The sequence below is a fragment of the Micromonospora zamorensis genome (genome assembly GCF_900090275.1).
GTDB lineage: Bacteria > Actinomycetota > Actinomycetes > Mycobacteriales > Micromonosporaceae > Micromonospora > Micromonospora zamorensis.
On sequence record NZ_LT607755.1, the window covers coordinates 6,710,182 to 6,736,451 of the forward strand.

Genomic DNA, 26,270 nt, shown 5'->3' on the forward strand with positions numbered 1-26,270 from the left:
CGACCCCCCCGGAGCCGAACCTTTCGACGACCCCCGTCTCCCCCCGACGGGGGTCGTCCCTTTCTGCTGGAAACGCTCCACCGCTGGTCGCAGGCCGTCCCCCGGCCGGTCCGGGCGTTTGCGGACGGCGCTTCTGCGGTTGGAAAGCAGCAGAGAGGCAGCAGAGCCAGCGGGTGCCTACGGGGCGCGGCGGTGGTCGTCCAGGTGTCGCTCAGCTGCGCACCGAGACGGTCGATGAGCAGACCCGAGACTCGATCTGCTCATCTACCGGTGCACCTGACCCGACTTCACCACGGATGCGCCGGCTCCTGGACCGTTGTGACCACCGGTCCGCCAAGGGCCGGGTCCCGTGCGGGCAATGGATCAGGGCCGCTGAAGCTGCAAGTTCGACCGAGGCGTGCGTGGCGGCCGGTCGGTGTGACTACGCGCCACCTACGCCCGTGACCCGGGAGTGCGACACGGGATCGCCGCGCCGGACCTGGCCGCCGGCAAGCTGCACCACCGCATTCGCGACCGTGGACGGCGGCGCGGTTTCCTCATTGCGAAGCGCTAGCAGGAACCGTGCCAATTTACCTTGGTCACGATTACCTGAAGGTAGAAGATGTTGCCGCGCGGGGTGGCGCAGTGTGTGATAACCGTCGAGTCGTCCTGCCACGTGTGGTGGTATTCCAATTCGACGTTCGCGGTCGTGTAGTTGTAGAAGGTTTTCGTCGGGGCGCTGCCGGTCCACGGACCGGTGGTCACCAGGGACGGGGTCTCCGTAGGGCCGGAATTCACGGGGGCCCAGTTCGGCCAGGCGCAGAAAGTGCCCTGCTGACAGTTGCCGGGCGGCCACGGCTCCTCGTCCGGCCACGGGCCGTCGGCTGACGCCGGCGCGGCGGGGATGGCGGCCAGCAGGCCTGCGGTGGACAGGGCGATGGCGAGGGATTTCAGTCGCACGTTTCTCTCTTTCCCAGAGGAATCGGTCGATGAAAGTTACCACCGGGAAAGTTGAGAGCGCAAGTATCTAATTTACTGGTGTCAAAGCTTGGAACTTTCTGTGATCTCCCTGAAATTGCTGGCCAGTGGCGGTTTCCGTGATTGCCTTTCCGGCGTTGTGGCTGGTCAGGTGGTTTCTGATGGGAGAGCCTGTTGGGCGTCTCAGTGGGTCCACCGAAGAAGCGGGACGAGGACTGGATCACCAGCCTGTACGCCGCTGAGTACGCGCGCACTTGCGGGGTCGCTTCTTCCGGGAGCGGCCCCGCTGTTTTCCGGGCAGCGGCAGGAGCTGCGAAGTTGCCCGCGCCCGTAGCAGATCAACTGTCTCGACGGGCGTTGTCCACAGCCCACGAAGTTGTCCACAGGCGACGCGATCAGGGCGGCTCGCGGAGCGGTTTCCGAGCAGGGTCGGCGGCATACCAGAGCCCGACCGCTGGAGGCCGCGATGCCACCCCGTACCTCCGTTCCGCCGATCCGTCGGCTTCCGCTGGTCGTCACCGGCGACGACGATCTGCTCGATGATGTGCTCCGGCTCGCCGCAGCAGGCGGGACGGAGGTGGACCTCGCCCGCGATCCGGCGGCCGCCCGCACCCGGTGGCTTCCCGCGCCGCTGGTGTTGCTCGGCGCCGATCAGGCGCAGTCGTGTCTGCGCGCCCGGTTGCCGCAGCGCTCCCGCCTGGTGCTGGTCGGCCGGGCCGGTCAGCTCGATCCGGGCTGGCAGATCGCTGAGCTGATCGGGGCCGAACACGTCGCCATGCTGCCCAACGCGGAGCCGTGGCTCGTGGACCGGTTCGCCGAGCAGGGACCCGGCCGTCCGGACGGTGTCGGTGCTCGAATCGTCGCGGTCTTCGGCGGTCGGGGCGGTGCCGGCGCGAGTGTGCTGGCCGGTGGTCTCGCCGTGACCGCAGCCCGGGCCCGGCTGCGCACTCTGCTGGTCGACGCTGATCCGCTCGGTGGTGGCCTCGACCTGGTGCTGGGCTGGGAGCAGTTGGAAGGGCTGCGGTGGCCGTCCCTCACCGGTGCCGACGGGCGGGTCGATGCCCCGGCGCTCGTGCAGGCTCTGCCCAGCCGAGGTGACCTGGTGGTGCTCTCCTGGGATCGCGGCGAAATGCTGCCGCTGCCGGTGGCAGCGATGGCGGCAACTGTGGATGCCGCCCGTCGTGGGCGGGACTTTGTGGTGGTCGACCTGCCCCGACAGTTGGACGACGCGGCCGTGGTGGCGTTGCAGGCGGCCGACCAGGCGTTCGTTGTCGTCCCGGCCGAGCTGCGTGCCACCGCTGCGGCCGCTCGGGTCGTTGCCGCCGCCGCCCCGCACTGCGCCGCGCTCTCGGTGGTGGTGCGCGGTCCCGCCCCGGGCCGGCTGCGCGCGACCGAGGTGGCACGGGCTCTTGGGCTCCCACTGGCTGGCACGCTGCGCCCCGAGCCGGGGCTCTGCCGCGGGCTGGAACGGGGCGAAGCACCAGCCGCCGCAGGCAAGGGCCCATTGGCCGTGCTCTGCCAACGGATCGTCGCCGACCTCACCGGTGCGCCGGCGACGGGTGCGGCATGACCGGCCGGCCGGAGGACAGCGGCATCGCCGCCCGGGTGCGCCAGCGCATTGCCTCCGCCACCACCCCGGTCACACCGGCGGCGATCGTCTCGGCGGTACGGGCCGAACCGGCCGCCGCGGTGCTCGGCGACACCGCCGTGCTGCGGATCGCCGACCGGGTGCATGACGACCTCGTCGGCGCGGGGCCGCTGGCCCCGCTGCTCGCCGACCCCGAGGTGACCGACGTCCTGGTCAACGGGACCCGAGTGTGGGTCGACCGTGGTTCGGGGCTGCAACAGGTCGCGGTCCCGGTGGGCTCGGTGGAGGATGTCCGCCGGTTGGCGCAGCGAATGATCTCCAGCGCCGGTCGGCGGCTCGACGACGGGTCACCGTTCGCGGATGCCCGACTCCCCGACGGCACTCGACTGCACGCCGTGCTGCCACCGGTGGCGACCGAGGGTCCCTACCTGTCCCTGCGGACCTTCCGGCACCGGCCGTTCACGCTCGACGAGCTGGTGCGCCAGGGCACCGTGCCGCGACCGGTGGCACCGCTGCTCGCCGCCGTCGTAGCGGCCAGGCTGGCGTACCTGGTGACCGGCGGAACCGGGTCAGGCAAGACGACCCTGCTCAACACGTTGCTGGGGATGGTGCCGGCCACCGAGCGGATCGTGCTCGTGGAGGACGCCGCCGAGTTGCGTCCGGGGCATCCGCACGTGGTGGGGCTTCAGGCGCGTACCGCCAATGTGGAGGGATCGGGGGTCATCAGCCTCGGAGACCTGGTCCGGCAGGCGCTGCGGATGCGTCCGGACCGGCTGGTGGTCGGGGAGTGCCGGGGCGGTGAGGTGGTCGACCTGCTGGCCGCGCTCAACACCGGCCACGACGGGGGCGCTGGCACGCTGCACGCCAACACCCCGTCCGACGTGCCGGCCCGACTGGAGGCGCTGGGCATGCTGGGAGGGCTACCCCGCGCCGCGCTGCACGCCCAGGTCGCCGCTGCGTTGCAGGTGCTGTTCCAGGTGCGACGAGGCGACCAGGGGCGCGTCCTGGAGTCGGTCTGCCTGCTGCTGCCCGAGGGGCCCGATCGGTTGGTGACAGTGGTGCCCGCCTGGGTGCGCGGCGGCGGGCTCGGGCTGGCCGCCCGTGCACTCGGAGCGCTGCTGCGGGCGCGCGGGGTGGCGGTGCCGCCGATTCTGAGCGAGCCGTGGCCCGGATCGGCAGGCCCGGCATGACGGGCGGGGCGCTGCTGGTGGCAGCGCTGCTCCTGGTCGCCGCCGCCCTGGTGGCGTGGCCCGTGCAGACCATCCGGTCCCGCCGGCGTCGTGTGTTGACGCCCGGACAGGGGAGCGCCGGTCCCGATCCGGACGACGCACTGGTGGAGTGGATCCGGGAACTCGGTCGTACGTTGGACGGGCCGGTCGACGAGACCGGCGAGTCGCTGACCTCGGGTCGTCCGGTCGGCATGGCGTACCAGCCGCAACCCGGCACGGGTTCCAGCGCGAGACGGACCGCGCTCGGCTGGCCTGCCCGGGACATCACCGGGAGACCGAGCTGGCCCGGAGCGCCGGGCGGGTCGGTGGGGTCGAAAGGTCCGGCGGGGCCGACGCGCCCGCCGATCCGTCGGGATCCTCGGCGCCCGGCCGGCACCGCAGTGCCGGAGGTCACGACCACCGACGCGGGACGTGGGGGCGGCACGTCGGTGGCCGCGATCGCGATCGACGGCGTAGGAGTGACAGCGGACCGGTGGGTCGACGCCCCAGGCGCTGCGGCGATCGGTGATCGCACCAACGGCGAGGCGGACAGTCGAGGTGACGTGTTCGGCGCCGAGGGGCGCGGCGACGTCGATCGCCGTGATCATGGCGACCCGGCGGAGGTGACGGCCGCCGACCTGGCCGACATGACGGCCGTTGGGCCGAGTGCCGTCGCGGCGGCGCCTGCCGTGCGATCGAGGGCGCGCGTGATACCGCTGGTCAGCCTCCTGGGAGGCGGTGTCGGTGCGGTGGTCGGCGGTCCGGTGGCCGCGGTCGCGTTGGCCAGCTACGGCACGCTGGCCGTACGGGGTGTGTTGCGCTGGCGGGCGAACCGGCGCGCCGAGCGCATCCGACGACGTGGGCTGGACCAACTCTGTGGTCTCGCGGCGGATCTCCGGGCCGGCCTGCCCGTCCCGCACACGCTTGAGGCCGCCGCCGGTGGTCCCGGGCAGTCGGACCGGCTGCGCCAGCTGACCTCAGCGGCGGTGCGACTGGCGGACCGGACCGGCGCGCCGCTCGCCGAACTCGTCGAGCGGATCGAGGCGGACGCTCGGGCGACCGACCGAGGTCTGGCCGCCGCAGCGGCACAGGCGGCCGGTGCCCGGGCCACGGCCTGGTTGCTGGCGGCGCTGCCGATCGGCGGGATCGCCCTCGGGTACGGGATAGGTGTCGACCCGGTGGCAGTGCTCCTGCACAGCAGGGTCGGTGGAGCCTGTGCCGTTCTCGCGGTCGCCCTGCAGGTCGTGGGTCTCCTCTGGGCGGAACGGCTCGGCTCGGCACCGGGACGGGCCGGATGACCTCCCGGGTCCCGGCGACTCGACGCGGCCCGGCCAGCGGCCGACGGCCGGACGCCATCCGGCTCGCCGCGGCGCTGTCCGGGCTCGCCGTAGCCGTGGTCGTCGGGGGGTGGCTGGGGCTGCTCGGTGCGGTCCCGACCGCATTCCTGCTGGACTTTCTCCTACGCCGGATCGAGCCGCCGGCTGTGCGCAAGCGGCGGCTCCAGGAGGCCGCCGACCTGCCGCTGGCCGCTGATCTGCTGGCTGCGGCGATGCGGGCGGGGGCCCCGGTGGATCGCTCGGTGCTGGCCGTCGCCGAGGCGCTCGACGGACCGCTCGCCGGCCGGTTGGCCCGGGTCGGCCGCACGCTGCTGCTCGGCGGTGGCCCGCCGGAGGCATGGTCGGCGTTGGACGGGATCCCTGGCGCGGACCGGCTGACGGCGGCGGCCCTGCGCTCAGCCAACAGTGGTGCCGCCCTGGCCGGTGCGTTGACCCGGCTCGCCGACGACCTGCGCGCCGACCGTGCCACCGCCGCCGAGGCGTCGGCACGCCGGGCCGGCGTGCTCATCGTCCTGCCGCTGGGGCTCTGCTTCCTGCCGGCGTTCATTCTCGCCGGCCTGGTGCCGGTGATCGTCGCCGTTCTCGGCGACGTGCTCTGACCCCATCGAGAAAGGGAACAGTCATGCGCAAACTGATCGCCCGCCTGCGCGGCGACGCCGGGATGAACACGGCCGAGTACGCGGTCGGCACGCTTGCGGCGGTCGCCTTCGCCGGAATCCTGTTGAAGGTGCTGACCTCCGGCAACGTCCAGTCGGCGTTGACCGCCGTCATCGACCGGGCGCTGAAGTGACCGGGCGCCGGCAGGCCGGTCGCGGTCCAAGGTTGGGCACCCCTGGGCGGGCAGGTGAGGGCGGGCGGAGAGCTCGCTTCGTCGAACGCGCCGCTGGTGGGGACCGTGGGTCGTTCACCGCCGAACTGGCGGCCGGCCTGCCGGCGCTGCTCCTGCTCCTGTTGGCTGGCCTGACCGCGGTCAACGCCGTCACCGCGCAGGCCGGCTGCCTGCACGCGGCCCGGGAGGCGGCGCTGGCCGCCGCCCGTGGCGGGGACGGCAGCGCGGCGGCCGGGCGTGCGGCACCGCCGGGGGCTTCGGTGACGGTGTCCGTCGACGGCAACCGGGTGCAGGCGACGGTACGCGCGCCCGTCCGCACGCTGGGCGGCCGGCTACCACGGGTCACCGTGGTCGCGACCGCCGTCGCAGCCATGGAACCAGGCGCCGCCGAGGGAGTTTGGTGATGGGTTGTCGAACCCGCCTCGGCCACGGACCGGACGCTGAGCGACTCGATGACGGGCTGCCGGACGCGCAGCGTGGTGGTGCAACAGTCCTGCTGCTGGCGATCGGGCTGGTCTTCGTGCTGTTCGGGATGTTCGGCGCTGCCATCGCCGCCGCCGGCATGGCCGGTCAACGGGCGGCGGTGGCGGCCGATCTGGGCGCGCTGGCCGGGGCTGTCCAGGCGCTCGACGGCGACGCGGTGGCCTGCGCATCGGCCGCCGACATCGTCGGCCGCAACGCTGGTCGGCTGGTCGGCTGTCGCCTCGACGGACTCGACGTGCTGGTGACCGTCGAGGTGGCCTTCACGCCACTTCCCGGGCTGACCCGCGCCGTCACCTCGACGGCCCGCGCCGGCCCAGCGCGCGGTTGACGGGATGAGGCTGGGCGGTGCGTCGACAAGTGCTGTGGAGCTGACGATTTACGACATCTTCCGACGACCTGCTGGCCGGGACCGGGGCTGAGAGCCGCGTCCCGGCCAGCGGCCGAGGAATGGGTGGCCAGGCGGGCCGGGTGGGTCAGCGGGCCTGGAGCGCGTCGAGGGCGACGGCCATCGCGATGACCAGGCGGCGGTCGATCTGCGGGTGCTGCACCTCGACGATGTACTTGTCGCGCAGGCCCCACTTCTTGACCACGGTGAAGACCGGCTGGCCGCCCGCGGTGAAGTCGAAGTGGTACGGCAACCAGGACAGCGAGTCGACGAACCGGCGCAGCAGCGCCACCGGCATGCTGCGCTCCTGGCCCGTCACCTGCGGCAGGCCGTTCTGCTCGACGTGCCAGGTGGAGCGCAGCAGCGACTGGGCGAAGTCCTTGCGGAACAGGCCGATCGGGTTCCCGGCCGCGTCGGTGACGTCGTACGTGGCGCCGAGGTCGATGCGCTGGCGGGCCTTGAAGCCGAGCAGGGGCTGCTGCTTCGAGTCGTCCGTGTAGATCGTCACCTGCTCCTTGAAGGCGAGCCGCTTCTGCTGCGCGAACGCCAGCAGTTCACCTTCGGTGCCGTCCGGGGAGACTGCCCGGACCTCGTACTGGTTGACCATCATGCGCAGTCGCTGGCGGATGTGGAACTGGTGCTGACCTTGCAAGTTGTCAAGCTGCATCTGATCTCCTCAGGGGGTTCGTGCGCCGGAGTCTCGCACAGCCCGACAACCGTCGCGTTCCCCGCCGTCGATGATCACAGGATGCGGGGCGGCCAGGCGACCGCCCCGCATCCCGGTGCCCGTGCCGACCGAGAATGGAGGATCAGCGGCCGTCGGCGGTGGTCGCGGCGCGCAGCGCCCACGTGTTGAGCACCTGGTGGATCACGCGCAGCCGTTCGTTGATCTGCTCCAACCGTTCCGCCTGAGCCAGGGCGGCCAGCGCGGTTCCGAGCGCGATCTGCTGGTCGAGAGTGAGTTTGTCCTGGTCGATGGTGTAGAGCAGGTCGACGGTCTCAGCGATGGTGTCGGCCACGGCTTCTCCTCGGGCACGGGGGGCGATCAGCAACAAAGGCATCGATGGAAGCGCTCCCACACATTGTGCCCCGCGCCGAGTCGATTCATGCAACCTGCTCACTCGGGCAGGTTCGCCAACACCACGTCGAGCACCCGGATGGCGTCCGGCTTGGAGAGCGGGTTGTTGCCGTTGCCGCACTTCGGCGACTGCACGCAGGACGGGCAGCCGCTCTCGCAGCCGCACTCCGCGATCGCGTCCCGGGTGGCCCGCAGCCACGCCGACGCCGTCCCGTACGCCCGCTCGGCGAACCCGGCACCACCCGGGTGCCCGTCGTAGACGAAGACGGTCGGCGCCTCGGTGTCCTGGTGCATGGCGGTGGAAAGCCCGCCAATGTCCCACCTGTCGCAGGTGGCCATCAGCGGCAGCAGGCCGATCGCGGCGTGTTCGGCGGCGTGCAGCGCACCGGGCACGTCGGCTGGCTGGACCCCGGCAAGAGTCAACGACTGCGGCGACAGGGTGAACCAGACCGCCACCGTGCGCAGCTCCCGGGCGGGCAGGTCCAGTGGCCGGGTGTCGATCACCTCGCCGGTGGCGATCCGCCGCCGCTGGTACGACACGACCTGACTGGTCACGTCCACCTCGCCGAGGAACATGCCGACCGGCCCGGCGTCCACGTAGGAGCGCACCGACACCACGGACAGGTCGGTGACGTCGCGGGCGTGGGTGGACCAGTCCGGCTCCTCGGCGTGCACCAGCGCACAACCGTCGACGAGGTCGAGATCGTCGACCACGTACGAGACGCCCTGGTGCAGATAGACCGCACCGGAGTGCAGCAGGAAGTGCGAGGAACCACCGTCGACCGTGCCGAGCAGCCGGCCGGTCGACGACTCCACCACGCAGACCGGGGCGCCGCCCTCCCCGCGCAGGTCCACCTCGGGCCGTTCCCGATGCCGCCAGTACCAGCCGGTGGGCCGCTGCCGCAGCGCCCCGGCGGCCACCAGTTGGTCGACGGCCTCCTTCGCCCCGTCACCGAATAGCGCCAGGTCAGCCGGGGTGAGCGGGGCCTCGAACGCGGCGCAGGCTAGCTGCGGTGCCAGCACGTACGGGTTGGCCGGGTCGAGCACCGTCGCCTCCACCGGCGCGCCGAAGATCGCCTCCGGGTGGTGCACCAAATAGGTGTCCAGTGGGTCGTCCCGGGCCACCAGCACGGCGAGGGCCTCCTGGCCGGAACGCCCGGCGCGGCCCGCCTGCTGCCACAGCGACGCCCGGGTGCCCGGGTAGCCGCAGATCAGCACCGCGTCGAGCCCGACCAGGTCCACGCCCAGCTCCAGCGCGTTGGTCGAAGCCAGGCCGAGCAGGTCGCCGTGCAGCAGCGCCCGTTCCAGCTCGCGCCGCTCCTCGCGCAGGTAACCGCCCCGGTAGGCGGCGACCCGGTCGCCGAGCCCCGGGACCGCGTCGTCCAGCGCCCGGCGCGCGTTGGCCGCCACCACCTCGGCGCCCTTGCGGGAACGGACGAACGCGAGCGTGCGTACCCCCTCGGCGACCGTGTCGGCGAGCAGGTCCGCGGTTTCGCGCAGCGCCGAGCGGCGGACCTGTTGAAGGTCGTCGTGGTCGCCGGTCGACTGCGGTGGCACCGGGGTGGAGGGGCCGGAGTCGGGTGGCAGCAGCGGCGGCTCCCAGAGCGCGAAGGTCACCCCGCCGCGCGGCGACGCGTCCTCGGTGACCGCCGTCACCGGCAGGCCGGTCAGCCGCCCGGCCGCGGTCGACGGGTCACCGGAGGTCGCCGAGGCGAGGACGAAGACCGGGGTGGACCCGAATCGGGCGCACTGCCGCCGCAGCCGACGCAGCACGTGCGCCACGTGCGAGCCGAACACCCCCCGGTAGGTGTGGCACTCGTCGATCACCACGTACGCGAGCCGGCGCAGGAAACCGGACCACTGGGCATGCCCGGGCAGGACGCCGTGGTGCAGCATGTCGGGGTTGGTCAGCACGAACCGGGAGTGCCGGCGGATCCACTCCCGCTCGGCGCGCGGAGTGTCCCCGTCGTAGCAGGCGGGGCGTACCCCCTCCAGTTCCAGCGCGGCGACGGCCCGCAGCTGGTCGGCGGCGAGCGCCTTGGTCGGCGCGAGGTAGAGCACTGTGGCCCGGGGGTCGGCGAGCAGGGTGGCCAGCGCCGGGAGCTGGTACGCCAGTGACTTGCCGGACGCGGTGCCGGTGGCGACCACGACGTGTTCACCCTCGTACGCCAGGGTGGCTGCCTGGGCCTGGTGCTGCCAGGGCGCGCCCACGCCGCGCCGGGCGAACGCGGCGCGCAGCTCCGGCGGGGCCCACGACGGCCACGGCGCGGGCACCCCGGGGCGGGCCGGGACCCGTTCGACGTGGGTGACCGGGTCGGCGGCACCCCGGGCCCGAAGCCGGCGCAGCAGGTCGGCCGGCGTTGGCCCCGGGCTGGGACCAGCGGATACGGTGGCCGCGGACGACGACTCCAGCTCAGGGCGCGACGCGGGATGCGCCGTGCTGAAGTCGTTGGAGGTCACGCCCTGCACTCTCGCACTGGTGTTCGGAGATGAAAAGTCGGACACCGGGGTAAGGGGAAGCCTCCACTGGCGTCCGCAGGCCGCGCAGGCGGTAGTGGTTAGATGCCCACGAGAGTTTACGGCTCTGGCGAGGAGGACCGATGGAGCTGTCGCTGGCGACGCACACCGTGGGTGAGCACACGGTGCTTGAGGTCGGTGGTGAGGTGGACGTCTACACCGCGCCCCGGCTCCGCGAACGACTCCTCGAACTGATCGATGGTGGCGCCCGTCACGTGGTGGTCGACCTCGGTCGGGTGGACTTCCTCGACTCCACCGGGTTGGGCGTGCTGGTCGGCGCGCTCAAGCGGCTGCGCTCGGCCGGCGGTTCGTTCGCCCTGGTCTGCGACAAGGAGCCACTGCTCAAGATCTTCCGCATCACCGCGCTGGACCAGGTCTTCCCGCTGCACCCGACGGTCGACGCGGCGATCAGCGCCGACTCGGCGGGCGCCGGCGCGTGATGGCGACAGTCAAGCTCTCGTTCTCGCCCGCCCCGGTGCACGTGCGGACCGCTCGCCTGGTCGGCGTCGCCGTCGCCCGCCGTGCCGGGGTCCGGGAGGACCTGCTCGACGAGGTGCGCCTGGCCATCGGCGAGGCGTGCACCCGGGCGGTGGCGCTGCACCGGCAGTACGGCCTGGCCGACCCGGTGCTGGTGGAGATGTCCGACGGCGGCTCGTACGCGGTGCGGGTGGTGGACCGGGCGCCGATCGAGGCTGGCATCGGTCTGACCGCGCTGCCGCCGGACGAGCTGGCCAACGAGTCGCTCACCGACGAGGCGCTGACCACCGGCGTGGGCTTTGCGCTGCTCGCCGGCTTCGTGGAGGACCTGCAGGTGCGCCCGGTCGACGAGGGCATCGGCACCGAGGTGCGGATGGTGTGGCCGGTCGGCCACTGACCCCTTCTCGTTCGTAGGCCGCATCCCCAGCAGGGGGTGCGGCCTTCTTGCATGGACCGGGCCCTATATCAGATTTCGTTTCATAACACAGCGACGAAGATCATCGCGACACGGTGGCACCTGCGTGTGACCTCCGACACTGTGGAGGGCTACAGTACCCGGGTTGTCAGCAAGTGACCTATCCCGCAGCCAGCGGGTATGGGTGTTCATCGCTGGTCCGCTGGTGGGTTGGCGCGCGCTTGCGAGTCCGCAATCAGGCGTCGGTCAGTGCGTCTCCACTCACCGGCGCGAGTGTTCGGTAACAGGAGGACACAGATGTCCGAGACCTTGGCCGCCGACGGCGGCGGGCTTTCCCTTACCGGAAGCAATGTCACCTACGTCGTCATCGCCGCGGTAGTCGCGCTGGTGGCGCTCGGTTTCGCTGCCGCCCTGACAAAAACGGTGCTGGCCGCTGGTAAGGGCACCGAGAAAATGCAGGAGATCTCGGGGGCGGTCCAGGAGGGCGCCTCGGCCTACCTGCTCCGGCAATTCCGCACCCTGGCGATCTTCGTCGTCGTCGCCGTCGTGCTGCTCTTCCTGCTGCCGGTGCACGACACCGATGGCAGTGAGCTGGCGGTGAAGATCGGCCGTTCGGCCTTCTTCGTGGTGGGCGCCCTGTTCAGCGCGTTCATCGGTGGCGCCGGCATGTGGCTGGCCACCCGCGCCAACCTGCGCGTGGCCGCCGCCGCGAGGGAGCGAGTAGGTGGCCGCGAGGCGGCCATGAAGATCGCTTTCCGGACCGGCGGCGTCGTCGGCTTCCTCACCGTCGGCCTCGGCCTCTTCGGTGCCGCGCTGGTCGTCCTCGTCTACCGGGGTGACGCGCCGACCGTGCTGGAGGGCTTCGGCTTCGGTGCCGCGCTGCTCGCGATGTTCATGCGGGTCGGCGGCGGCATCTTCACCAAGGCCGCCGACGTCGGTGCCGACCTGGTCGGCAAGGTCGAGCAGGGCATCCCCGAGGATGACCCACGCAACGCCGCCACCATCGCCGACAACGTGGGCGACAACGTCGGTGACTGCGCCGGCATGGCCGCCGACCTGTTCGAGTCGTACGCGGTGACGCTGGTCGCCGCACTGATCCTCGGCCGCGCCGCGTTCGGCGAGGAGGGCCTGGTCTTCCCGCTGATCATCTCCACCATCGGCGTGCTGGTCGCGATCTTCGGAGTCTTCATCACCCGGCTGCGAGCCTCCGACCGCAACGCCCTGACCGCGATCAACCGAGCCTTCTACATCTCGGCGGTGCTCTCCGCGGTGCTGGTGGCGATCGCCGCCTTCGCGTACCTCCCGGCGACTTTCGGCGAGTTCGACGGTGGCCTCACCGAGGCCACCGGCAACCCGCGGTTCGTGGCCATCGGCGCGGTCGTGATCGGTATCGTGCTGGCCGCCGCGATCCAGGCGCTGACCGGCTACTTCACCGAGACCAACCGGCGACCGGTGCAGGACATCGGCAAGAGCTCGCAGACCGGTGCGGCCACCGTCATCCTGGCCGGCATCAGCATCGGCCTGGAGTCGGCCGTCTACTCGGCGCTGCTGATCGGCGCCGGTGTCTTCGGCGCGTTCCTGCTCGGCGGCAGCTCCATCACGCTGTCGCTGTTCGCGGTGGCACTGGCCGGCACCGGCCTGCTCACCACTGTCGGTGTGATCGTCGCGATGGACACCTTCGGGCCGATCTCCGACAACGCCCAGGGCATCGCCGAGATGTCCGGCGACATCGACGAGCACGGCGCCAAGACGCTCACCGAGTTGGACGCGGTCGGCAACACCACCAAGGCGATCACCAAGGGCATCGCGATCGCCACGGCGGTGCTCGCCGCGACCGCGCTGTTCGGCTCTTACACCGACTCGCTCACCAGCGCGTACGCGACGGCTGGCGTGAACGACGTCGGCAACGAGATCCTCAACGCGCTGAACGTGGCGAACCCGCGCAACCTGGTCGGCCTGATCATCGGGGCGGCGGTGGTCTTCCTCTTCTCCGGGCTGGCCATCAACGCGGTGTCCCGCTCGGCTGGCGCCGTGGTCATGGAGGTCCGCCGGCAGTTCCGTGAACTGCCCGGCATCATGGACGGCACCCAGCGCCCGGAGTACGGCAAGGTCGTCGACATCTGCACCCGGGACGCGCAGCGTGAGCTGCTCACCCCCGGCCTGCTCGCCATCCTGGCGCCGATCGCGGTCGGCTTCGGCCTCGGGCCCGGCGCGCTCGCGGCGTACCTGGCCGGTGCGATCGGTGCCGGCACCCTGATGGCGGTGTTCCTGTCCAACTCCGGTGGGGCCTGGGACAACGCCAAGAAGCTGGTCGAGGACGGCGCGTACGGCGGCAAGGGCTCCGAGTCGCACGCCGCGACGGTCATCGGCGACACCGTCGGTGACCCGTTCAAGGACACCGCCGGTCCGGCGATCAACCCGCTGATCAAGGTGATGAACCTGGTCTCGCTGCTGATCGCTCCCGCCGTGGTGGCGTGGAGCGTCGGCGATGAGCGCAACGTCGGCCTGCGGGTCGGCATCGCCCTGGTCGCGACGCTGATCATCGTGGCGTCGGTGGTGTTCAGCAAGCGCAAGGGCATCGCGATGTCCGACTCCGACGCCGACGGCAACACCGGCGCCGGCAGCACCGACCACCGCCCGGAGACGGTCAACGCCTGACCCGTCAACGGCCCAGGGTCCCCGGTCGACGTCCGCGTCGGCCGGGGACCCCGGCCGTCCGGACCGGTGCCACACCTGGCCAAAGGCCGTACGCTGCAACGCATGCGTACGTGCCGGGCGTCTGCCGCCGGAAAGCTCACGGTGGTCCTGGCCACGATCGTCGTCGTGCTCGCCGGTTGCGGCGGGGGTCCCAGCCCGCGGGCCTGGGCGGCCTCGGTCTGCGGCGCGCTCACCCCGTGGCGTTCCGAGATCAGCAAGTTGACCAGCAGCACCGACGAGCAGATGACCGCGCAGACCACGCCGGCGCAGGCCAAGGAGAACCTGGTGCGGCTCTTCGGTGGGGCCGAGAAGGCCAGCGAGACCGCCCGCCGCAAGGTGGAGCAGGCGGGCGTCCCGGAGACCGACAACGGCGAGGCGATCTCCGCCGGTTTCCGTAGCTCACTGGGGAAGATGCGGGACGCCTACGGCCGCGCCCGGGACACCATCGACGGGTTGGGCACCGGCGAGCCGACCGCCTTTTACGACGGCGTGCGGGCCGCGGTGGAGACCCTCAACAAGGAGTACGACGCCAGCGCGCTGGACACCAGCAAGCTCAACTCCGAGGAGTTGAAACAAGCCTTCGACGAGGTGCCGGAGTGTCGCTGAGCGGGCTCGGTGACACCGGGAAGGCAGAGCCGCCCCCGGCGCTGTTTCCCGCGCCCGAGTCGGACGCGCCCGCACCCGCGCGGCGGCGCGGCGGCCAGCCCCAGAATGGTCCACCCCGCAACGGCTCAGCTCAGGGTGACGACGCGGGGCGACAACTTGTCTTCTTCGGCGCGGAGGCGGCCGAGCCGACGGTCGCCGACCTGGCCGGGTTGCTCGCCGGACCGGGCGAGGTGGTCCGGATGGGGGGCACCGCCCGTCTCTCGGTGCAGGTGGACGCCGCGTGGCGGGTGCACGTGCTCGTCGCCGAACTGGCGGCGCGCGGGCTCGCGGCGAGCTGGGAGCCGACCGAGGGCGAGCGACACGCCGTCCGTACGTCGTACACCCGGGTGTTGAAACCGCTCGCGGCTGCGTGGCTGCACAGTTCGGCGAAACGCCCGCCAGCCACCTTTCATCTGACCGGCCGGCGGCTGCGGCTGTGGCTCGCCGCCGCCGGGACGCCGGAGCCTCCGGATGCCTGTCTGCTGCGGCTCGGCGCGAACGACCAGGAGTGCTGGGAGCCGATCGGGGTGGCGCTCGCCGCTGCCGGGCTCGCCGGCACGCTCCTGAGCCCGAACGAGGGTGGCCCCGCCTACCGGATCACCGGCCGCCGCCGGCTCGCCCGGCTGGCCGAGCTGGTCGGCGAGCCCCCCAAAGCGGCACCGCCAGAAGCCTGGCCGTCCTAACCCCGCCCTGCCTCGATCTTGCCTCGCCCCCGCCCTGCCCCGTCGATCTTGGAGTTGTGGTGGTGGACGTACTTCTCGTCCGGGGTTAAAACGCCCACCACAAGTCCATGATCGACGGGGGGCGGGGCCGGGCGGGGCGTGCGCTTCCGGTGTCCGGTCCCGGACAGCTGGCGGGTTGATCCAGGCGGAAAACGGGCGGGTCGGACCTCCGCCGTCAGTCCGCCATCGTCACAGTGACCCGCTTCGAGCCCTACCCACGGTGTACGGTGGCGCCGTCCGGCAGTGCCGAACGCGGCGAGGCGGCGTCCACCGCCGCGTTGAAGCGGATTGCGGCCCGCGAAACCCGAAACGCGGGCGGCGCGTTACGTTGGACATCCGGACCGCCGGTGCGACGGCGGGGGTCGAAAGCGGTCGCTGTCCGGGCGCCGGGAGGCCACGAGCAGGAGTGAGGTCGGGGAGAGACGTGCCAAGCGAAGCTGGAACCACCCGTCTGGTCATCGTCGAGTCACCGGCGAAGGCCAAGACGATCTCGGGCTACCTTGGCCCGGGGTACGTCGTGGAGGCCAGCTTCGGTCACGTCCGCGACCTGCCGCGCAACGCCGCCGATGTGCCGGCCAAATACAAGAAGGAGCCCTGGGCCCGTCTCGGGGTGGACGTGGACAACGGCTTCCAGGCGCTCTACGTCGTCTCCGCCGACCGCAGGCAGCAGATCAGCAAGCTGGTGAAGCTGGCCAAGGAAGTCGACGAGATCTTCCTGGCGACGGATGAGGACCGCGAGGGCGAGGCGATCGCCTGGCACCTGGTCGAGACGCTCAAGCCCAAGGTCCCGGTCAAGCGGATGGTCTTCCACGAGATCACCAAGCCGGCGATCCAGGCGGCCGTGGCCAACCCCCGGGAGATCGACCGCGACCTGGTCGACGCCCAGGAGGCCCGGCGGATCCTCGACCGGCTGTACGGCTACGAGGTCTCCCCGGTGCTGTGGAAGAAGGTCATGCCGAGGCTCTCGGCCGGCCGGGTGCAGTCCGTGGCGACCCGCATCGTGGTCGAGCGGGAGCGGCAGCGGATGGCTTTCCGCACCGCCGAATACTGGGACATCCTGGCCACCCTCGCCGTGGCCAACGCCGGCGAGGGGCCGCGCGCCTTCAACGCCACCCTGATCGCGTTGAACGGCGACCGGATCGCCACCGGTAAGGACTTCGAGCCGACCACCGGTCGGGTCCGGGCCGGCGCCGGGGTGGTCCACCTCGACGAGAGTGGTGCCCGGGGTCTCGCGGCCCGACTCGACGGACGGCCGTTCACCGTCACCCGGGTCGAGGAGAAGCCCTACCGTCGCCGCCCGTACGCGCCGTTCATCACCTCGACCCTCCAGCAGGAGGCGGCCCGCAAGCTGCGCCTGTCCTCGCAGCAGACGATGCGCACCGCGCAGCGGCTGTACGAGAACGGCTACATCACCTATATGCGTACCGACTCGGTGAACCTGTCGGAGACCGCCATCTCGGCGGCCCGCCGGCAGATCGTCGAGCTGTACGGCGAGCGCAGTGTGCCGCCGGAGCCGCGTCGCTACACCGGCAAGGTGAAGAACGCGCAGGAGGCACACGAGGCGATCCGCCCGGCGGGGGACAACTTCCGCACCCCGGGTGAGGTGGCCAAGGAGCTGTCGACCGAGGAGTTCAAGCTCTACGAGCTGATCTGGCGGCGGACGATCGCCTCGCAGATGACCGACGCGGTCGGCTCCAGCGTCTCGGTGCGGATCCGGGCGGTCTCCACCTCCCAGGAGGAAGCCGACTTCGGCGCGACCGGCAAGACGATCACGGACCCGGGCTTCCTGCGCGCGTACGTCGAGTCCAGCGACGACGAGAACGCCGAGGCCGAGGACGCCGAGCGCCGGCTGCCGACCCTGGTCAAGGACCAGCCGCTGACCGCCGACGAGCTGGCCGCGCAGGGCCACCACACCCAGCCGCCGTCGCGCTACACCGAAGCGTCGCTGGTCAAGGCCCTGGAAGAGCTGGGCATCGGCCGCCCGTCGACCTACGCGTCGATCATGCAGACGATCCAGGACCGGGGGTACGTCACCAAGCGCGGCCAGGCGATGATCCCGACCTTCCTGGCCTTCGCGGTGATCGGGCTGATGGAGCGGCACTACCCCCGCCTCATCGACTACGACTTCACCGCCACCATGGAAAACGAGCTGGACGAGATCGCCGGCGGTGACCACGCCGCTGTCGACTTCCTCACCGCGTTCTACTTCGGCAGCTCCAACGGTGCCGGCGACCAGGACATCGCCCGCTCCGGTGGGCTCAAGAAGCTGGTCACCGAGAACCTCAGCGACATCGACGCCCGCAGCGTCAACTCCATCCCGCTCTTCACCGACGACGACGGCCGCGAGGTCGTGGTGCGCGTCGGCCGGTACGGGCCGTACCTGCAACGGGAACTGCCCGGCGGTGAGCAGCCGGCACCGGCTGCCGAGGGCGAGGAGGGCGGCTCCCAGGGTGACCGGGCGCCGATCCCCGAGGGCCTGGCCCCGGACGAGCTGACGCCGGAGAAGGTGCACGAGCTGTTCCTCGGCGGCAGCGGGGAGCGCAAGCTCGGCGACGACCCGGCGACCGGCGAGCCGATCGTGCTCAAGTCCGGCCGGTTCGGCCCGTACGTGTCCAGCGGTGAGCGGAAGTCGTCGCTCCTGCGGACGCAGACGCCGGACTCGCTGACCCTGGAGGAGGCGCTCAAGCTGCTCAGCCTTCCCCGGCTGATCGGTGTCGCGCCGGACGGCGTCGAGGTCTTCGCCAACAACGGCCGCTACGGCCCGTACGTCAAGCAGGGCGAGGAGTTCCGTTCGCTGGACTCCGAGGACAAGATGTTCACCGTCACGCTGGACGAGGCGCTGGCTCTGCTGGCCGCCCCGAAGGCACGTGGACGGCGGGCGGCGGCACCGCCACTGCGCGAGATGGGCGTGGACCCGGCGACCGAGAAGCCGATGGTGATCAAGGACGGTCGGTTCGGCCCGTACGTCACCGACGGGGAGTTCAACGCGTCGCTGCGGCGCGGGCAGACTCCCGAGGCGCTGACCATCGAGGAAGCATCCGAGATGCTGGCCGAGAAGCGGGCGAAGGGCCCGGCGCCGAAGAAGAAGGCGGCGGCGAAGAAGGCCCCCGCCAAGAAGGCCACGGCGACGAAGAAGACGGCCGCTGCCAGCAAGTCCACGGCCGCGAAGAAGACCACGACGGCCAAGGCGACGACCACCAAGGCGGCGGCCAAGAAGGCCCCGGCGAAGAAGGCCGCCCCGCGCAAGGCGGCCACCAGCACGGAGTGACCCCGCGCCAAGTCCGCTCACACCCGACCGAAGATCCACTCGCTTCCCGGGAAATCGGGGTATCCGAAGCATGCTGATACCCCGACTTCCGGGAAGCCGAGTCGATCAAACGCACCCGGCCGGCCGTCAGACTCCGAGGACGTGGGTCAGGTGCGGGTTGGTGAAGACCCGGTGCGGGTCCAGCCGGTCGCGGACGGCCTGGAAATCCGCGAAGCGGGGGTACGCGTCGGCCAGCGAGGCGGCGTCGCGGTAGTGCAGCTTGCCCCAGTGCGGACGACCGCCCAGCTCGGCGGCCACCTTCTCGAAGGCCTGGAAGTACGGCTCGTACGGCATGCCGACGTACTGGTGCACGGCGATGTAGGCGTTGTCCCGCCCGTAGCCGTGGGAGAGCCAGATGTCGTCGGCGGCGGTGAATCGCACCTCCACCGGGAAGAGCACCTTGAACGGCAGCCCGTCCACGATCCGCCGGAGGGCGGCGAGCGCCTCGGGCAGTGCCTCGCGGGGCAGGCTGTATTCCATCTCCACGAAGCGGACCCGGCGCGGGGTGCAGAACACCCGGTCGGAGCGGCCGGTGTAGTGGCGTTCGGTCAGGGCGCGGGCGGAGACCGCGCTGATTCCCGGTGCCAGCGCGGGCACGGCCCGGCCGAGTCGGCAGGCGCCCGCGAAGACGGTGTTGGACAGGAAGTCGTCGTCCAACCAGCCGCGCCAGCGGGGCAGTGGCCGGTCGTTGGCGGGGACCCGGTTGTTGGTCTTGACCTGCACCCGGGAGGTGTAGGGGAACCAGTAGAACTCGACGTGGTCGTGCCCGCCGATCAGGGTGGGCAGGTCGCCGAGCACGTCGGCCATCTCGGCCGGGCGTTCGTGGGCGTGCAGGACGAAGGCGTCCACGCAGCGCAGGGTGACCTCGACCAGGACGCCGAGCGCGCCGAGTGACACCCGTGCGGCGGCGAGGACGTCGGGGTTCTCGTCGGCGGAGCAGCGCAGCACCTCGCCGGTGCCGGTGACCAGGGTGATCGCCTCGACGAAGGTGGACAGGCACCCGTAGCCGGCGCCGGTGCCGTGGGTGCCCGTGGAGATCGCCCCGGCGACGGTCTGGGCGTCGATGTCCCCGAGGTTGGGCAGCGCGAGGCCGTGCCGGGCGAGCAGGCCGTTGAGCGCGTGCAGAGTCATTCCGGCCGGTACGGTGACCAGTCGGTGGGCGACGTCGACGCTGACGGTGCTGTCCAGCTCGGACAGTTCCATCCGTCGGTCGTCGGCGAGCGCGACCGCGGTGAACGAGTGACCGCTGCCGGTGACCCGGATCCGACCGCCGTCGGCCGCGACCGATCGGACAGCTTCCGCGACCTCGGTCGGCGAGCCTGGGCGCAGGATGGCGGTGGCGCTGCCACGCTGGTTGCCGGCCCAGTTGGACCATTTGGCGGTGAGCGATGCGGTGCCTACCATGCGCGCTCCTCATTCATGAATATGAACTGACTTCATATCAGGAACGTTCTAGCTGGTAAATACCGCAATTGCGATCCGCTCGTTGTACCGGTAGTCACGGACTCGTGACGTGGAGATATGTTCATCCGTCGAAGGGGGGTGGCGCCGAGTGTCCACACCAGCCGCCACGACCGGGCCGCTGCGCCGCGTACCGGTGCAGGGTCGAAGTGTCGCGCGGGTACAGCGCATGTTGGATGCCTGCGCCGAACTCGTCGACGAGGTGGGGTACGAGGGGCTGACCACGACCCTGCTCGCCGAACGAGCCGAAGTGGCGATCGGGTCGGTTTACCAGTTCTTTCCGGACAAACGGGCGATCGTGCAGGCGTTGACCCTGCGCACCATGGAGTCCTACCTCCAGCGCCTCGACGAGCGGTTCGCCTCGGACGAGATGACCCACTGGTGGGACGGCGTCGACGCGGGCATCGACGAGTACATCTCGATGCACCGCACCGTGCCCGGCTTCCGTACCCTGCACTTCGGCGACGTGGTCGACCTGCACCTGCTCGACGAGCAGCGGGACAACAACGGCGTGATCGCCGACCAGTTGGCCCGGGTGCTCACCGAACGTTTCGGGCTCACCGACGTACCGAAGCTGCGCTTCGTCCTGGAGATCGCGGTCGAGGCCGCGGACGCGCTGATCAAGCTCGCGTTCCGGCGCAGGTCCGACGGCGACGAGCGGGTGCTGCTCGAGGCGAAGGCCCTGATCCGGGAGTACCTGCATCGCCAGGTCGACGGCCCGGACAGCGGTCGGGTCGCCGCCGAGCAACCAGTCGAGGTGGCTCAGCCCGCCTGACTCGTGTCGGCCGGCCCGGGGCGGGCGGCGGGTCAGAGGAACGCCTGCCCCTCACCCCGGTAGGTCGGGACGGTCGCCACCACCGCGTCCCCCTCGACCAGGTGCAGCTCGTTGACCCGTTCACACAGCTCACCAGCCTTGGCGTGCCGGAACCACACCCGGTCGCCGACCTGGAGGGTGGCCGCGGCCGCGCCGGACAACGGGGTCTGCACCTCGCCGGCGCCCTCGCTGCCGACCAGCTTGAGCCCGGCCGGCAGCCACGGTCGGGGCAACCGGCTGTCGGCGGCCGGGCCGGAGGCGATCCAGCCGCCGCCGAGCACCGTCGCCAACTCGGGCGTCGGCCGGCGGACCACCGCGCAGGCGAAGAACGCCGCCGGGGTGGGCCGCCAGGCGCGGTACGCGTCGAACAGCGTCGGCCCGTACAGGCCCGATCCCGCGGTGACCTCGGTGACCGCGGGATCGGCGCTGGTCGCCGCCACGCTGCCGGTGCCGCCGCCGTTGACGAACTCCAGGTCGGCGTGCTCGCGTACCGCGGCCACCGCCGCACCCCGGCGGGCCAGCAACTCGCGGTACGACCCGCGCTGGGCCAGCCTGATCGCGCCCGCCAGCAGCGTCTGCCCCGGCGGCGCGTCACCCAGGCCGGCGATCTGCGCCTCGTACGACATGAGCCCGACCAGCCGGAAGCCCGGCCGCCCGGCGACGGTGGCGGCGAGCGCGGCGGCCGCCCGTGCGCTGTGCACCGGTGAGCGGCGGACGCCGACGTGCACCCGCCCGCGCATCGGCCGCCAGGAGGCGTCCAGATCCAGGCAGAGCCGCAGCTCGGCGCGCTGCGCGGGGGCGCGCACGTCGTCGATCAGGTCGAGCTGCCCGGTGCCGTCGATCATCAGGGTGATCGCGGCGGCCAGAGCCGGGTCGGCGGCCAGCTCGGCGAGTGCCGCCCGGTCCACGCTCGGGTACGCGACCAGCACGTCGTCGCTGACACCGGCACGGACCAGCCAGATCGCCTCGGGCAGGGTGAACGCCATCACTCCCCGCCAGCCGGGCCGGGCGAGCGCCCGGTTGATCAACCCCCGGGAGCGGACCGACTTGCTCGCCAGCCGGACCGGTTTGCCGGCGGCGCGGTCGGCCAGGGCGGCCGAGTTGGCGTCGAAGGCAGTGAGATCGACCACCGCGTACGGCGGGTCGAGGTGTGCGGTCGCCCGATCCAGGCGCTCGCGAAGTTTGTCGCTTTCGATGGCCACGTATGCACGCTAACTGTCCGACGGAGAATGCGAAATACCCTCGCGTACGTCCGGGCTGCGGCCGGTACCTCCGGCGGCCTAGGCTCAGCGAGCAGGAGAATGTCGCCCGTGGGGTGGCCCCCCACCGGGTCTAGAGTGTTCCACCGGAGGTGCCCAGCGATGGGCCGGCACGTGGAGGTACGGCCATCGAAAGCCAGAACAGCGGCGAGTCGCCCGGCGTGTCGCGCTCGGGCGACCAGTCGGGCAACGCCGCCAAGCAGCCCAACGGCGGTCAGGTTGATCCGTCCGGTTATGCCGCGATCCGCTCCGTGCTGCGCATCCGGCCGTTCCGGCGGCTCTGGATCGTGCTCGGCGCGGCCTCCTTCGGTGACTGGCTCGGCCTGCTGGCCACCGCCCTCTTCGCCGCCTCGCAGGTGCAGGGCAGCACCGCCCAGGGCGCCGCGTTCGGCGGGGTCACCGCGATCCGGCTGCTGCCCGCGCTGGTGCTCGGCCCGGTGGCCGGCGTCTTCGCCGACCGGTTCGACCGGCGCTGGACGATGGTCATCTGTGACCTGCTGCGCTTCGTGCTCTTCGCCTCCATCCCGCTCTACGCCCTCTCCGGCGCCCCGGGCGGCCTGGTGGTCGGCTGGGCGCTGATCGCCACCTTCCTGATCGAGTCGCTCACCCTGCTCTGGATTCCGGCCAAGGAGGCCGCGGTCCCCAACCTGATCCCGCGGTCCCGGCTGGAGGCGGCCAACCAGCTCACCCTGATCACCACGTACGGCCTCACCCCGATCGCCGCCGCCATCGGCCTGGCCGTGCTCGACCGTGGCGTCCGTGGTGCCGTCGGCGGCGACCTGCCCTCCTGGGCCGAGCCGGCCCAGCTCGCGCTCTGGATCAACTCCTTCTCCCGGCTCGCCACCGCACTGGTGGTGGCATTCGGGATCAAGGAGATCAGCGAGGCGCAGCGCGGTGAGGCCGAGCGTTCCGAGCAGAGCATGTTCCGGCAGTTCTCCGAGGGCTGGAAGTACATCGGCGAGACCCCGCTCGTCCGTGGCCTGGTGCTGGGCATCTTCGGCGCGTTCGCCGGTGGCGGCATCGTGGTCGGCACGGCCAAGTTCTTCGCCAACTCGCTGGGCGCCGGCGACGCCGCGTTCTCGCTGCTCTTCGGCGCTATCTTCTTCGGTCTGGCGCTCGGCATCGGGCTCGGCCCGATGGTCGTCAAGGAGATGTCCCGGCGCCGCTGGTTCGGCATGAGCATCGTGCTGGCCAGCGCCGCGGTGATGACCCTCGCCTTCGCCATACACCTGTCCATGGCGATCGTCGGCGCGGTGCTGGTCGGCGCCGGCGCCGGCATGGCCTTCCTGGCCGGCACCACGCTGCTGGGCGGCGAGGTGGCCGACGAGGTGCGCGGCCGGGTCTTCGCGGTGGTGCAGATCGGCACCCGGCTGGTGCTGATCCTGGCCATCGGGCTGAGCAGCGTGCTGGTCGGCGTCGGCGGCTCCCGCAAGCTGACCATCGCCGACCTCGGCATCTCCGTGTCCTCCACCCGACTGCTGCTGCTCGCCGCCGGTGCCGCCGGCATCTTCGCCGGGATCAGCGCCTTCGGCCAGATGGACGACAAGAAGGGCGTGCCGGTCCTCGCCGACCTCTGGGGATCCATCCGGGGCCGTCCGCTGATGCCGGCCGAGCCGTTCGTCTCCGCCGGGCTCTTCGTGGTCTTCGAGGGTGGCGAGGGCGCGGGCAAGTCCACCCAGCTCACCGCGCTCGCCGAGCGGCTGCGCGGCCACGGACGCGAGGTCGTGGTCACCCGCGAGCCGGGTGCGACCGGCGTCGGCCGACGGATCCGGTCTCTCGTGCTGGACACCTCGGGCGACGACGCGCCGTCACCGCGCGCCGAGGCGCTGCTCTACGCCGCCGACCGGGCACACCACGTGGCCACCGTCGTCCGGCCCGCCCTGGTCCGGGGTGGCGTGGTGATCAGCGACCGGTACGTCGACTCGTCCCTGGCGTACCAGGGCGCGGGGCGGACACTCCCGGTCGACGAGGTGTCCTGGCTGTCCTCGTGGGCCACCGGCGGGCTCAAGCCCGACCTGGTGGTGCTGCTCGACGTCGAGCCGAAGACCGGCCTGTCCCGGGTGGCCTCACGCAACACCGGCACCGACCGGCTGGAGGCCGAGTCGGTCGCCTTCCACGAGCGGGTCCGGTACGCGTTCCTGGACCTCGCCGCCGCCGACCCGAAGCGCTACCTGGTGCTCGACGCGTCCCGGTCGGTCGAGGAGATCAACCGGCAGGTGGTCCGCCGTGTCGAGGAGATGCTCGGCAAGCCGGGCGGCATCGTGCACCCCCGGCCGGCGCAGGGCCCGGACACGTCGGTGCAGCCTGAGTTATCCGACGCGGAGCTGGTGACGATGGAGCACAAGACCTGATGCCGGACGTCTTCGCCGACCTGGTTGGTCAGGACGAGGCGGTCACCGAGCTGCGCCGGGCCGCCGCCGCGGCGGCCGCCGTGCTGCGCGCGGGTGCGGTCGACCGGGCACCGGCGCTGGTCGCCGCAGGCCCGGCCAGCGCTGCCGAGCCCGCGAGCGCGCCCGCCGGGGTGGACCCGTCCACCGGGATGACGCACGCCTGGATCTTCACCGGCCCGCCCGGCTCCGGTCGCTCGGTCGCCGCCCGGGCGTTCGCCGCCGCACTCCAGTGCGCGCATGGCACCGGCTGCGGCGAGTGCCCCGGCTGCCGCACCACGACGGGCGGCACGCACGCCGACGTTCGACTGGTGGTGCCGGAGGGGCTCTCCATCGGCGTCGGTGAGATGCGCGCGCTGGTGCTCCGCGCGGCCAGCACCCCGTCCGGCGGGCGCTGGCAGGTGGTGGTCATCGAGGACGCCGACCGGCTCACCGAGGCCGCCGGCAACGCGCTGCTCAAGGCGATCGAGGAGCCTCCGCCGCGTACGGTCTTCCTGCTCTGCGCCCCGTCCACCCACCCGGACGACATCTCGGTGACCATCCGGTCGCGCTGTCGGGTCGTACCCCTGCGGCAGCCGCCGGCCACCGCGGTGGCCGAGGTGCTGGTCCGTCGGGACGGCATCGCGCCCGACGTGGCGCAGTGGGCAGCGGCGGCCGCGCAGGGGCACGTGGGCCGGGCCCGCCGCCTGGCCCGCGACCCGGAGGCCCGCAAGCGGCGCGAGGCGGTGCTCGCGGTGCCGCGCCGGCTGACCGGTGTCGGCGCGGCGTTCGACGCGGCGTCCGCGCTGATCGAGGCAGCCGAGGCGGAGGCCGAGGCCTCGGTCACCGAATCCGACACGACCGAACGGGCGGCGCTGGAGACCGCGCTCGGCGCGGGCGGCACCGGGCGGGGCGCGTCCGGCGCGATCCGGGGTGCCGCCGGCCAGCTCAAGGAGCTGGAGAAGCGGCAGAAGTCGCGGGCAACCCGGGCCCAGCGGGACGCCCTGGACCGGGCGCTGGTCGACCTGGCGGGCTTCTATCGGGACGCGCTCACCATGGCGCTGCGCGCGCCCGTCGCCCCGGTGCACACCGACACCGCCGCGCTGGCCGGCGCTGGCGCTCAGAAGTGGGACGCCGAGGGGTCGCTGCGGCGGTTGGAGGCCGTGCTCGCCTGCCGAGCGGCGATCGAGGCGAACGTCAAACCGCGGATCGCGGTCGAGGCGATGATGCTCGCCCTCTGGAAGGGCTGACCCGCACCCTCGGAGGCCCTGGTCCCGCTCGCCGGACTGGTCATCCACAGGCATCGACACACGCAATTGCTGTGCGGTACGGTCCGGTGTGCCGTGGTGACGGTGGCAGCACGCTGAGTGAGGGATCACCGGGAGGAGTCGGCCGATGCCGCGGGGGGAGATCGACGAAGCCTGGATCGAGGAGGCGGTGCGGCGCTACCGCCGGATCGAGTCGCTCCAGGCCGAGTTCGACCAGGCGGTGTCCACCGTCGAGGTGACCGTCCGGTCGCCGGACGGTCTGGTCGAGGTGGTGGTCACCGCTGGTGGGCGGATCACCGACGTCCGCTTCCTCGGGCCGCTGCACACCCGCAGCCCTCGGGATGTGGCCGGCTCCGTGCAGGCCGCGGTCACCGCGGCGGCCGATGCCGCCGAGTGGGCCCGGGAAAAGCTGCACAACGAGACGTTCGCCGCCTACCGACCGCTCGCGGGAGCCTGA

At 71.8% G+C, this 26,270-nt stretch carries 23 protein-coding genes; 17 read left to right on the forward strand and 6 right to left on the reverse strand.

The annotated features are described in order from the left end of the window. Positions 1-549 precede the first annotated feature (549 nt). Positions 550-939 (reverse strand): hypothetical protein, encoded by a 390-nt coding sequence (locus tag GA0070619_RS30210; protein WP_088951162.1) that lies wholly within the window; start codon positions 937-939, stop codon positions 550-552. A 484-nt stretch (positions 940-1,423) separates the two neighbouring features. On the opposite strand from GA0070619_RS30210, the gene ssd reads away from it, so the two are divergent. From ssd to GA0070619_RS30245, 7 genes are read left to right on the forward strand one after another with little or no spacing between them, the layout of a single operon-like run. Continuing rightward, positions 1,424-2,527 carry a septum site-determining protein Ssd gene (ssd, locus tag GA0070619_RS30215; protein WP_088951163.1) on the forward strand — a complete coding sequence of 368 codons (1,104 nt, stop codon included), beginning with the start codon at positions 1,424-1,426 and terminating at the stop codon, positions 2,525-2,527. Beyond that, complete coding sequence (locus GA0070619_RS30220; RefSeq protein WP_088951164.1) at positions 2,524-3,735, forward strand: TadA family conjugal transfer-associated ATPase; 1,212 nt, start codon at positions 2,524-2,526, stop codon at positions 3,733-3,735. The genes ssd and GA0070619_RS30220 overlap by 4 nt, the downstream gene beginning before the upstream one ends. Next, on the forward strand, positions 3,732-5,051 hold the full coding sequence (locus GA0070619_RS33990) for a type II secretion system F family protein (protein WP_331716858.1): 1,320 nt from the start codon (positions 3,732-3,734) through the stop codon (positions 5,049-5,051). The genes GA0070619_RS30220 and GA0070619_RS33990 overlap by 4 nt, the downstream gene beginning before the upstream one ends. After that, positions 5,048-5,689: a type II secretion system F family protein gene (locus tag GA0070619_RS30230; protein ID WP_088951165.1), complete on the forward strand. Its 642-nt coding sequence runs from the start codon at positions 5,048-5,050 to the stop codon at positions 5,687-5,689. Before GA0070619_RS33990 ends, GA0070619_RS30230 begins: the two co-directional genes overlap by 4 nt. A 23-nt stretch (positions 5,690-5,712) precedes the next feature. Then, positions 5,713-5,880 (forward strand): DUF4244 domain-containing protein, encoded by a 168-nt coding sequence (locus tag GA0070619_RS30235; RefSeq protein WP_081883916.1) that lies wholly within the window; start codon positions 5,713-5,715, stop codon positions 5,878-5,880. A 32-nt stretch (positions 5,881-5,912) separates the two neighbouring features. Then, positions 5,913-6,323, forward strand: coding sequence for a TadE family type IV pilus minor pilin (locus tag GA0070619_RS30240; RefSeq protein WP_088952149.1), 411 nt, complete (start codon positions 5,913-5,915; stop codon positions 6,321-6,323). Further along, positions 6,323-6,730: an Rv3654c family TadE-like protein gene (locus tag GA0070619_RS30245; protein ID WP_088951166.1), complete on the forward strand. Its 408-nt coding sequence runs from the start codon at positions 6,323-6,325 to the stop codon at positions 6,728-6,730. Before GA0070619_RS30240 ends, GA0070619_RS30245 begins: the two co-directional genes overlap by 1 nt. Before the next feature lie 145 nt (positions 6,731-6,875). Here GA0070619_RS30245 and GA0070619_RS30250 read toward each other — a convergent pair whose 3' ends face one another. From GA0070619_RS30250 to GA0070619_RS30260, 3 genes are all read right to left on the reverse strand, one after another. Then, the gene (locus GA0070619_RS30250) at positions 6,876-7,454 is read right to left on the reverse strand and encodes an LURP-one-related/scramblase family protein (protein WP_088951167.1); all 579 of its coding nucleotides are present in this window, start codon (positions 7,452-7,454) and stop codon (positions 6,876-6,878) included. A gap of 142 nt (positions 7,455-7,596) precedes the next feature. Next, on the reverse strand, positions 7,597-7,806 hold the full coding sequence (locus GA0070619_RS30255) for a hypothetical protein (RefSeq protein WP_088951168.1): 210 nt from the start codon (positions 7,804-7,806) through the stop codon (positions 7,597-7,599). 98 nt (positions 7,807-7,904) lie between these two features. Continuing rightward, positions 7,905-10,277: a DEAD/DEAH box helicase gene (locus GA0070619_RS30260; RefSeq protein WP_414855648.1), complete on the reverse strand. Its 2,373-nt coding sequence runs from the start codon at positions 10,275-10,277 to the stop codon at positions 7,905-7,907. A gap of 188 nt (positions 10,278-10,465) precedes the next feature. Between GA0070619_RS30260 and GA0070619_RS30265 the strand changes: the two genes are divergently transcribed. The 6 genes from GA0070619_RS30265 to topA all read left to right on the forward strand — a co-directional run bounded on the left by GA0070619_RS30265 (position 10,466) and on the right by topA (position 18,606). Further along, complete coding sequence (locus GA0070619_RS30265; protein ID WP_088951170.1) at positions 10,466-10,822, forward strand: STAS domain-containing protein; 357 nt, start codon at positions 10,466-10,468, stop codon at positions 10,820-10,822. Next, on the forward strand, positions 10,822-11,256 hold the full coding sequence (locus GA0070619_RS30270; protein WP_172862142.1) for an ATP-binding protein: 435 nt from the start codon (positions 10,822-10,824) through the stop codon (positions 11,254-11,256). The genes GA0070619_RS30265 and GA0070619_RS30270 overlap by 1 nt, the downstream gene beginning before the upstream one ends. A gap of 315 nt (positions 11,257-11,571) precedes the next feature. Further along, positions 11,572-13,932, forward strand: a complete 2,361-nt coding sequence (locus GA0070619_RS30275; RefSeq protein ID WP_088951172.1) for a sodium-translocating pyrophosphatase — start codon at positions 11,572-11,574, stop codon at positions 13,930-13,932. A 102-nt stretch (positions 13,933-14,034) separates the two neighbouring features. Then, a complete protein-coding gene (locus tag GA0070619_RS30280; RefSeq protein WP_088951173.1) occupies positions 14,035-14,577 on the forward strand; it encodes a hypothetical protein in 543 nt (180 codons plus the stop codon). After that, positions 14,568-15,299 carry a hypothetical protein gene (locus GA0070619_RS30285; protein WP_088951174.1) on the forward strand — a complete coding sequence of 244 codons (732 nt, stop codon included), beginning with the start codon at positions 14,568-14,570 and terminating at the stop codon, positions 15,297-15,299. The genes GA0070619_RS30280 and GA0070619_RS30285 overlap by 10 nt, the downstream gene beginning before the upstream one ends. Before the next feature lie 463 nt (positions 15,300-15,762). Beyond that, entirely contained in the window at positions 15,763-18,606 is a 2,844-nt protein-coding gene (topA, locus tag GA0070619_RS30290; protein ID WP_088951175.1) for a type I DNA topoisomerase, read from the forward strand. A gap of 126 nt (positions 18,607-18,732) precedes the next feature. Here the strand turns inward: topA and GA0070619_RS30295 are convergent, their stop codons facing one another. Further along, positions 18,733-20,049, reverse strand: a complete 1,317-nt coding sequence (locus GA0070619_RS30295) for a D-arabinono-1,4-lactone oxidase (protein WP_088951176.1) — start codon at positions 20,047-20,049, stop codon at positions 18,733-18,735. Between the two features lie 226 nt (positions 20,050-20,275). On the opposite strand from GA0070619_RS30295, the gene GA0070619_RS30300 reads away from it, so the two are divergent. Beyond that, the gene (locus GA0070619_RS30300; RefSeq protein WP_088951177.1) at positions 20,276-20,881 is read left to right on the forward strand and encodes a TetR/AcrR family transcriptional regulator; all 606 of its coding nucleotides are present in this window, start codon (positions 20,276-20,278) and stop codon (positions 20,879-20,881) included. 32 nt (positions 20,882-20,913) lie between these two features. Here the strand turns inward: GA0070619_RS30300 and GA0070619_RS30305 are convergent, their stop codons facing one another. Next, positions 20,914-22,122, reverse strand: a complete 1,209-nt coding sequence (locus GA0070619_RS30305) for an amino acid deaminase/aldolase (protein ID WP_088951178.1) — start codon at positions 22,120-22,122, stop codon at positions 20,914-20,916. 308 nt (positions 22,123-22,430) lie between these two features. Between GA0070619_RS30305 and tmk the strand changes: the two genes are divergently transcribed. From tmk to GA0070619_RS30320, 3 genes are all read left to right on the forward strand, one after another. Next, positions 22,431-24,530, forward strand: coding sequence for a dTMP kinase (gene tmk, locus GA0070619_RS30310; RefSeq protein ID WP_088952150.1), 2,100 nt, complete (start codon positions 22,431-22,433; stop codon positions 24,528-24,530). Continuing rightward, complete coding sequence (locus tag GA0070619_RS30315; protein WP_088951179.1) at positions 24,530-25,795, forward strand: DNA polymerase III subunit delta'; 1,266 nt, start codon at positions 24,530-24,532, stop codon at positions 25,793-25,795. The genes tmk and GA0070619_RS30315 overlap by 1 nt, the downstream gene beginning before the upstream one ends. Positions 25,796-25,940: 145 nt before the next feature. Continuing rightward, entirely contained in the window at positions 25,941-26,270 is a 330-nt protein-coding gene (locus GA0070619_RS30320) for a YbaB/EbfC family nucleoid-associated protein (protein ID WP_007454690.1), read from the forward strand.

What these genes read in the sequence shown, in the direction of transcription:
- GA0070619_RS30235 (WP_081883916.1), top strand. Translation starts at nt 5,713, where the DNA reads ATGCGCAAACTGATCGCCCGCCTGCGCGGCGACGCCGGGATGAACACG.
- GA0070619_RS33990 (WP_331716858.1), top strand. Translation starts at nt 3,732, where the DNA reads ATGACGGGCGGGGCGCTGCTGGTGGCAGCGCTGCTCCTGGTCGCCGCC.
- ssd (WP_088951163.1), top strand. Translation starts at nt 1,424, where the DNA reads ATGCCACCCCGTACCTCCGTTCCGCCGATCCGTCGGCTTCCGCTGGTC.
- GA0070619_RS30270 (WP_172862142.1), top strand. Translation starts at nt 10,822, where the DNA reads ATGGCGACAGTCAAGCTCTCGTTCTCGCCCGCCCCGGTGCACGTGCGG.
- GA0070619_RS30280 (WP_088951173.1), top strand. Translation starts at nt 14,035, where the DNA reads ATGCGTACGTGCCGGGCGTCTGCCGCCGGAAAGCTCACGGTGGTCCTG.
- GA0070619_RS30295 (WP_088951176.1), bottom strand. Translation starts at nt 20,049, where the DNA reads ATGGTAGGCACCGCATCGCTCACCGCCAAATGGTCCAACTGGGCCGGC.
- GA0070619_RS30265 (WP_088951170.1), top strand. Translation starts at nt 10,466, where the DNA reads ATGGAGCTGTCGCTGGCGACGCACACCGTGGGTGAGCACACGGTGCTT.
- GA0070619_RS30250 (WP_088951167.1), bottom strand. Translation starts at nt 7,454, where the DNA reads ATGCAGCTTGACAACTTGCAAGGTCAGCACCAGTTCCACATCCGCCAG.
- GA0070619_RS30315 (WP_088951179.1), top strand. Translation starts at nt 24,530, where the DNA reads ATGCCGGACGTCTTCGCCGACCTGGTTGGTCAGGACGAGGCGGTCACC.
- GA0070619_RS30220 (WP_088951164.1), top strand. Translation starts at nt 2,524, where the DNA reads ATGACCGGCCGGCCGGAGGACAGCGGCATCGCCGCCCGGGTGCGCCAG.
- GA0070619_RS30230 (WP_088951165.1), top strand. Translation starts at nt 5,048, where the DNA reads ATGACCTCCCGGGTCCCGGCGACTCGACGCGGCCCGGCCAGCGGCCGA.
- GA0070619_RS30245 (WP_088951166.1), top strand. Translation starts at nt 6,323, where the DNA reads ATGGGTTGTCGAACCCGCCTCGGCCACGGACCGGACGCTGAGCGACTC.
- GA0070619_RS30300 (WP_088951177.1), top strand. Translation starts at nt 20,276, where the DNA reads ATGTTGGATGCCTGCGCCGAACTCGTCGACGAGGTGGGGTACGAGGGG.
- GA0070619_RS30320 (WP_007454690.1), top strand. Translation starts at nt 25,941, where the DNA reads ATGCCGCGGGGGGAGATCGACGAAGCCTGGATCGAGGAGGCGGTGCGG.
- GA0070619_RS30275 (WP_088951172.1), top strand. Translation starts at nt 11,572, where the DNA reads ATGTCCGAGACCTTGGCCGCCGACGGCGGCGGGCTTTCCCTTACCGGA.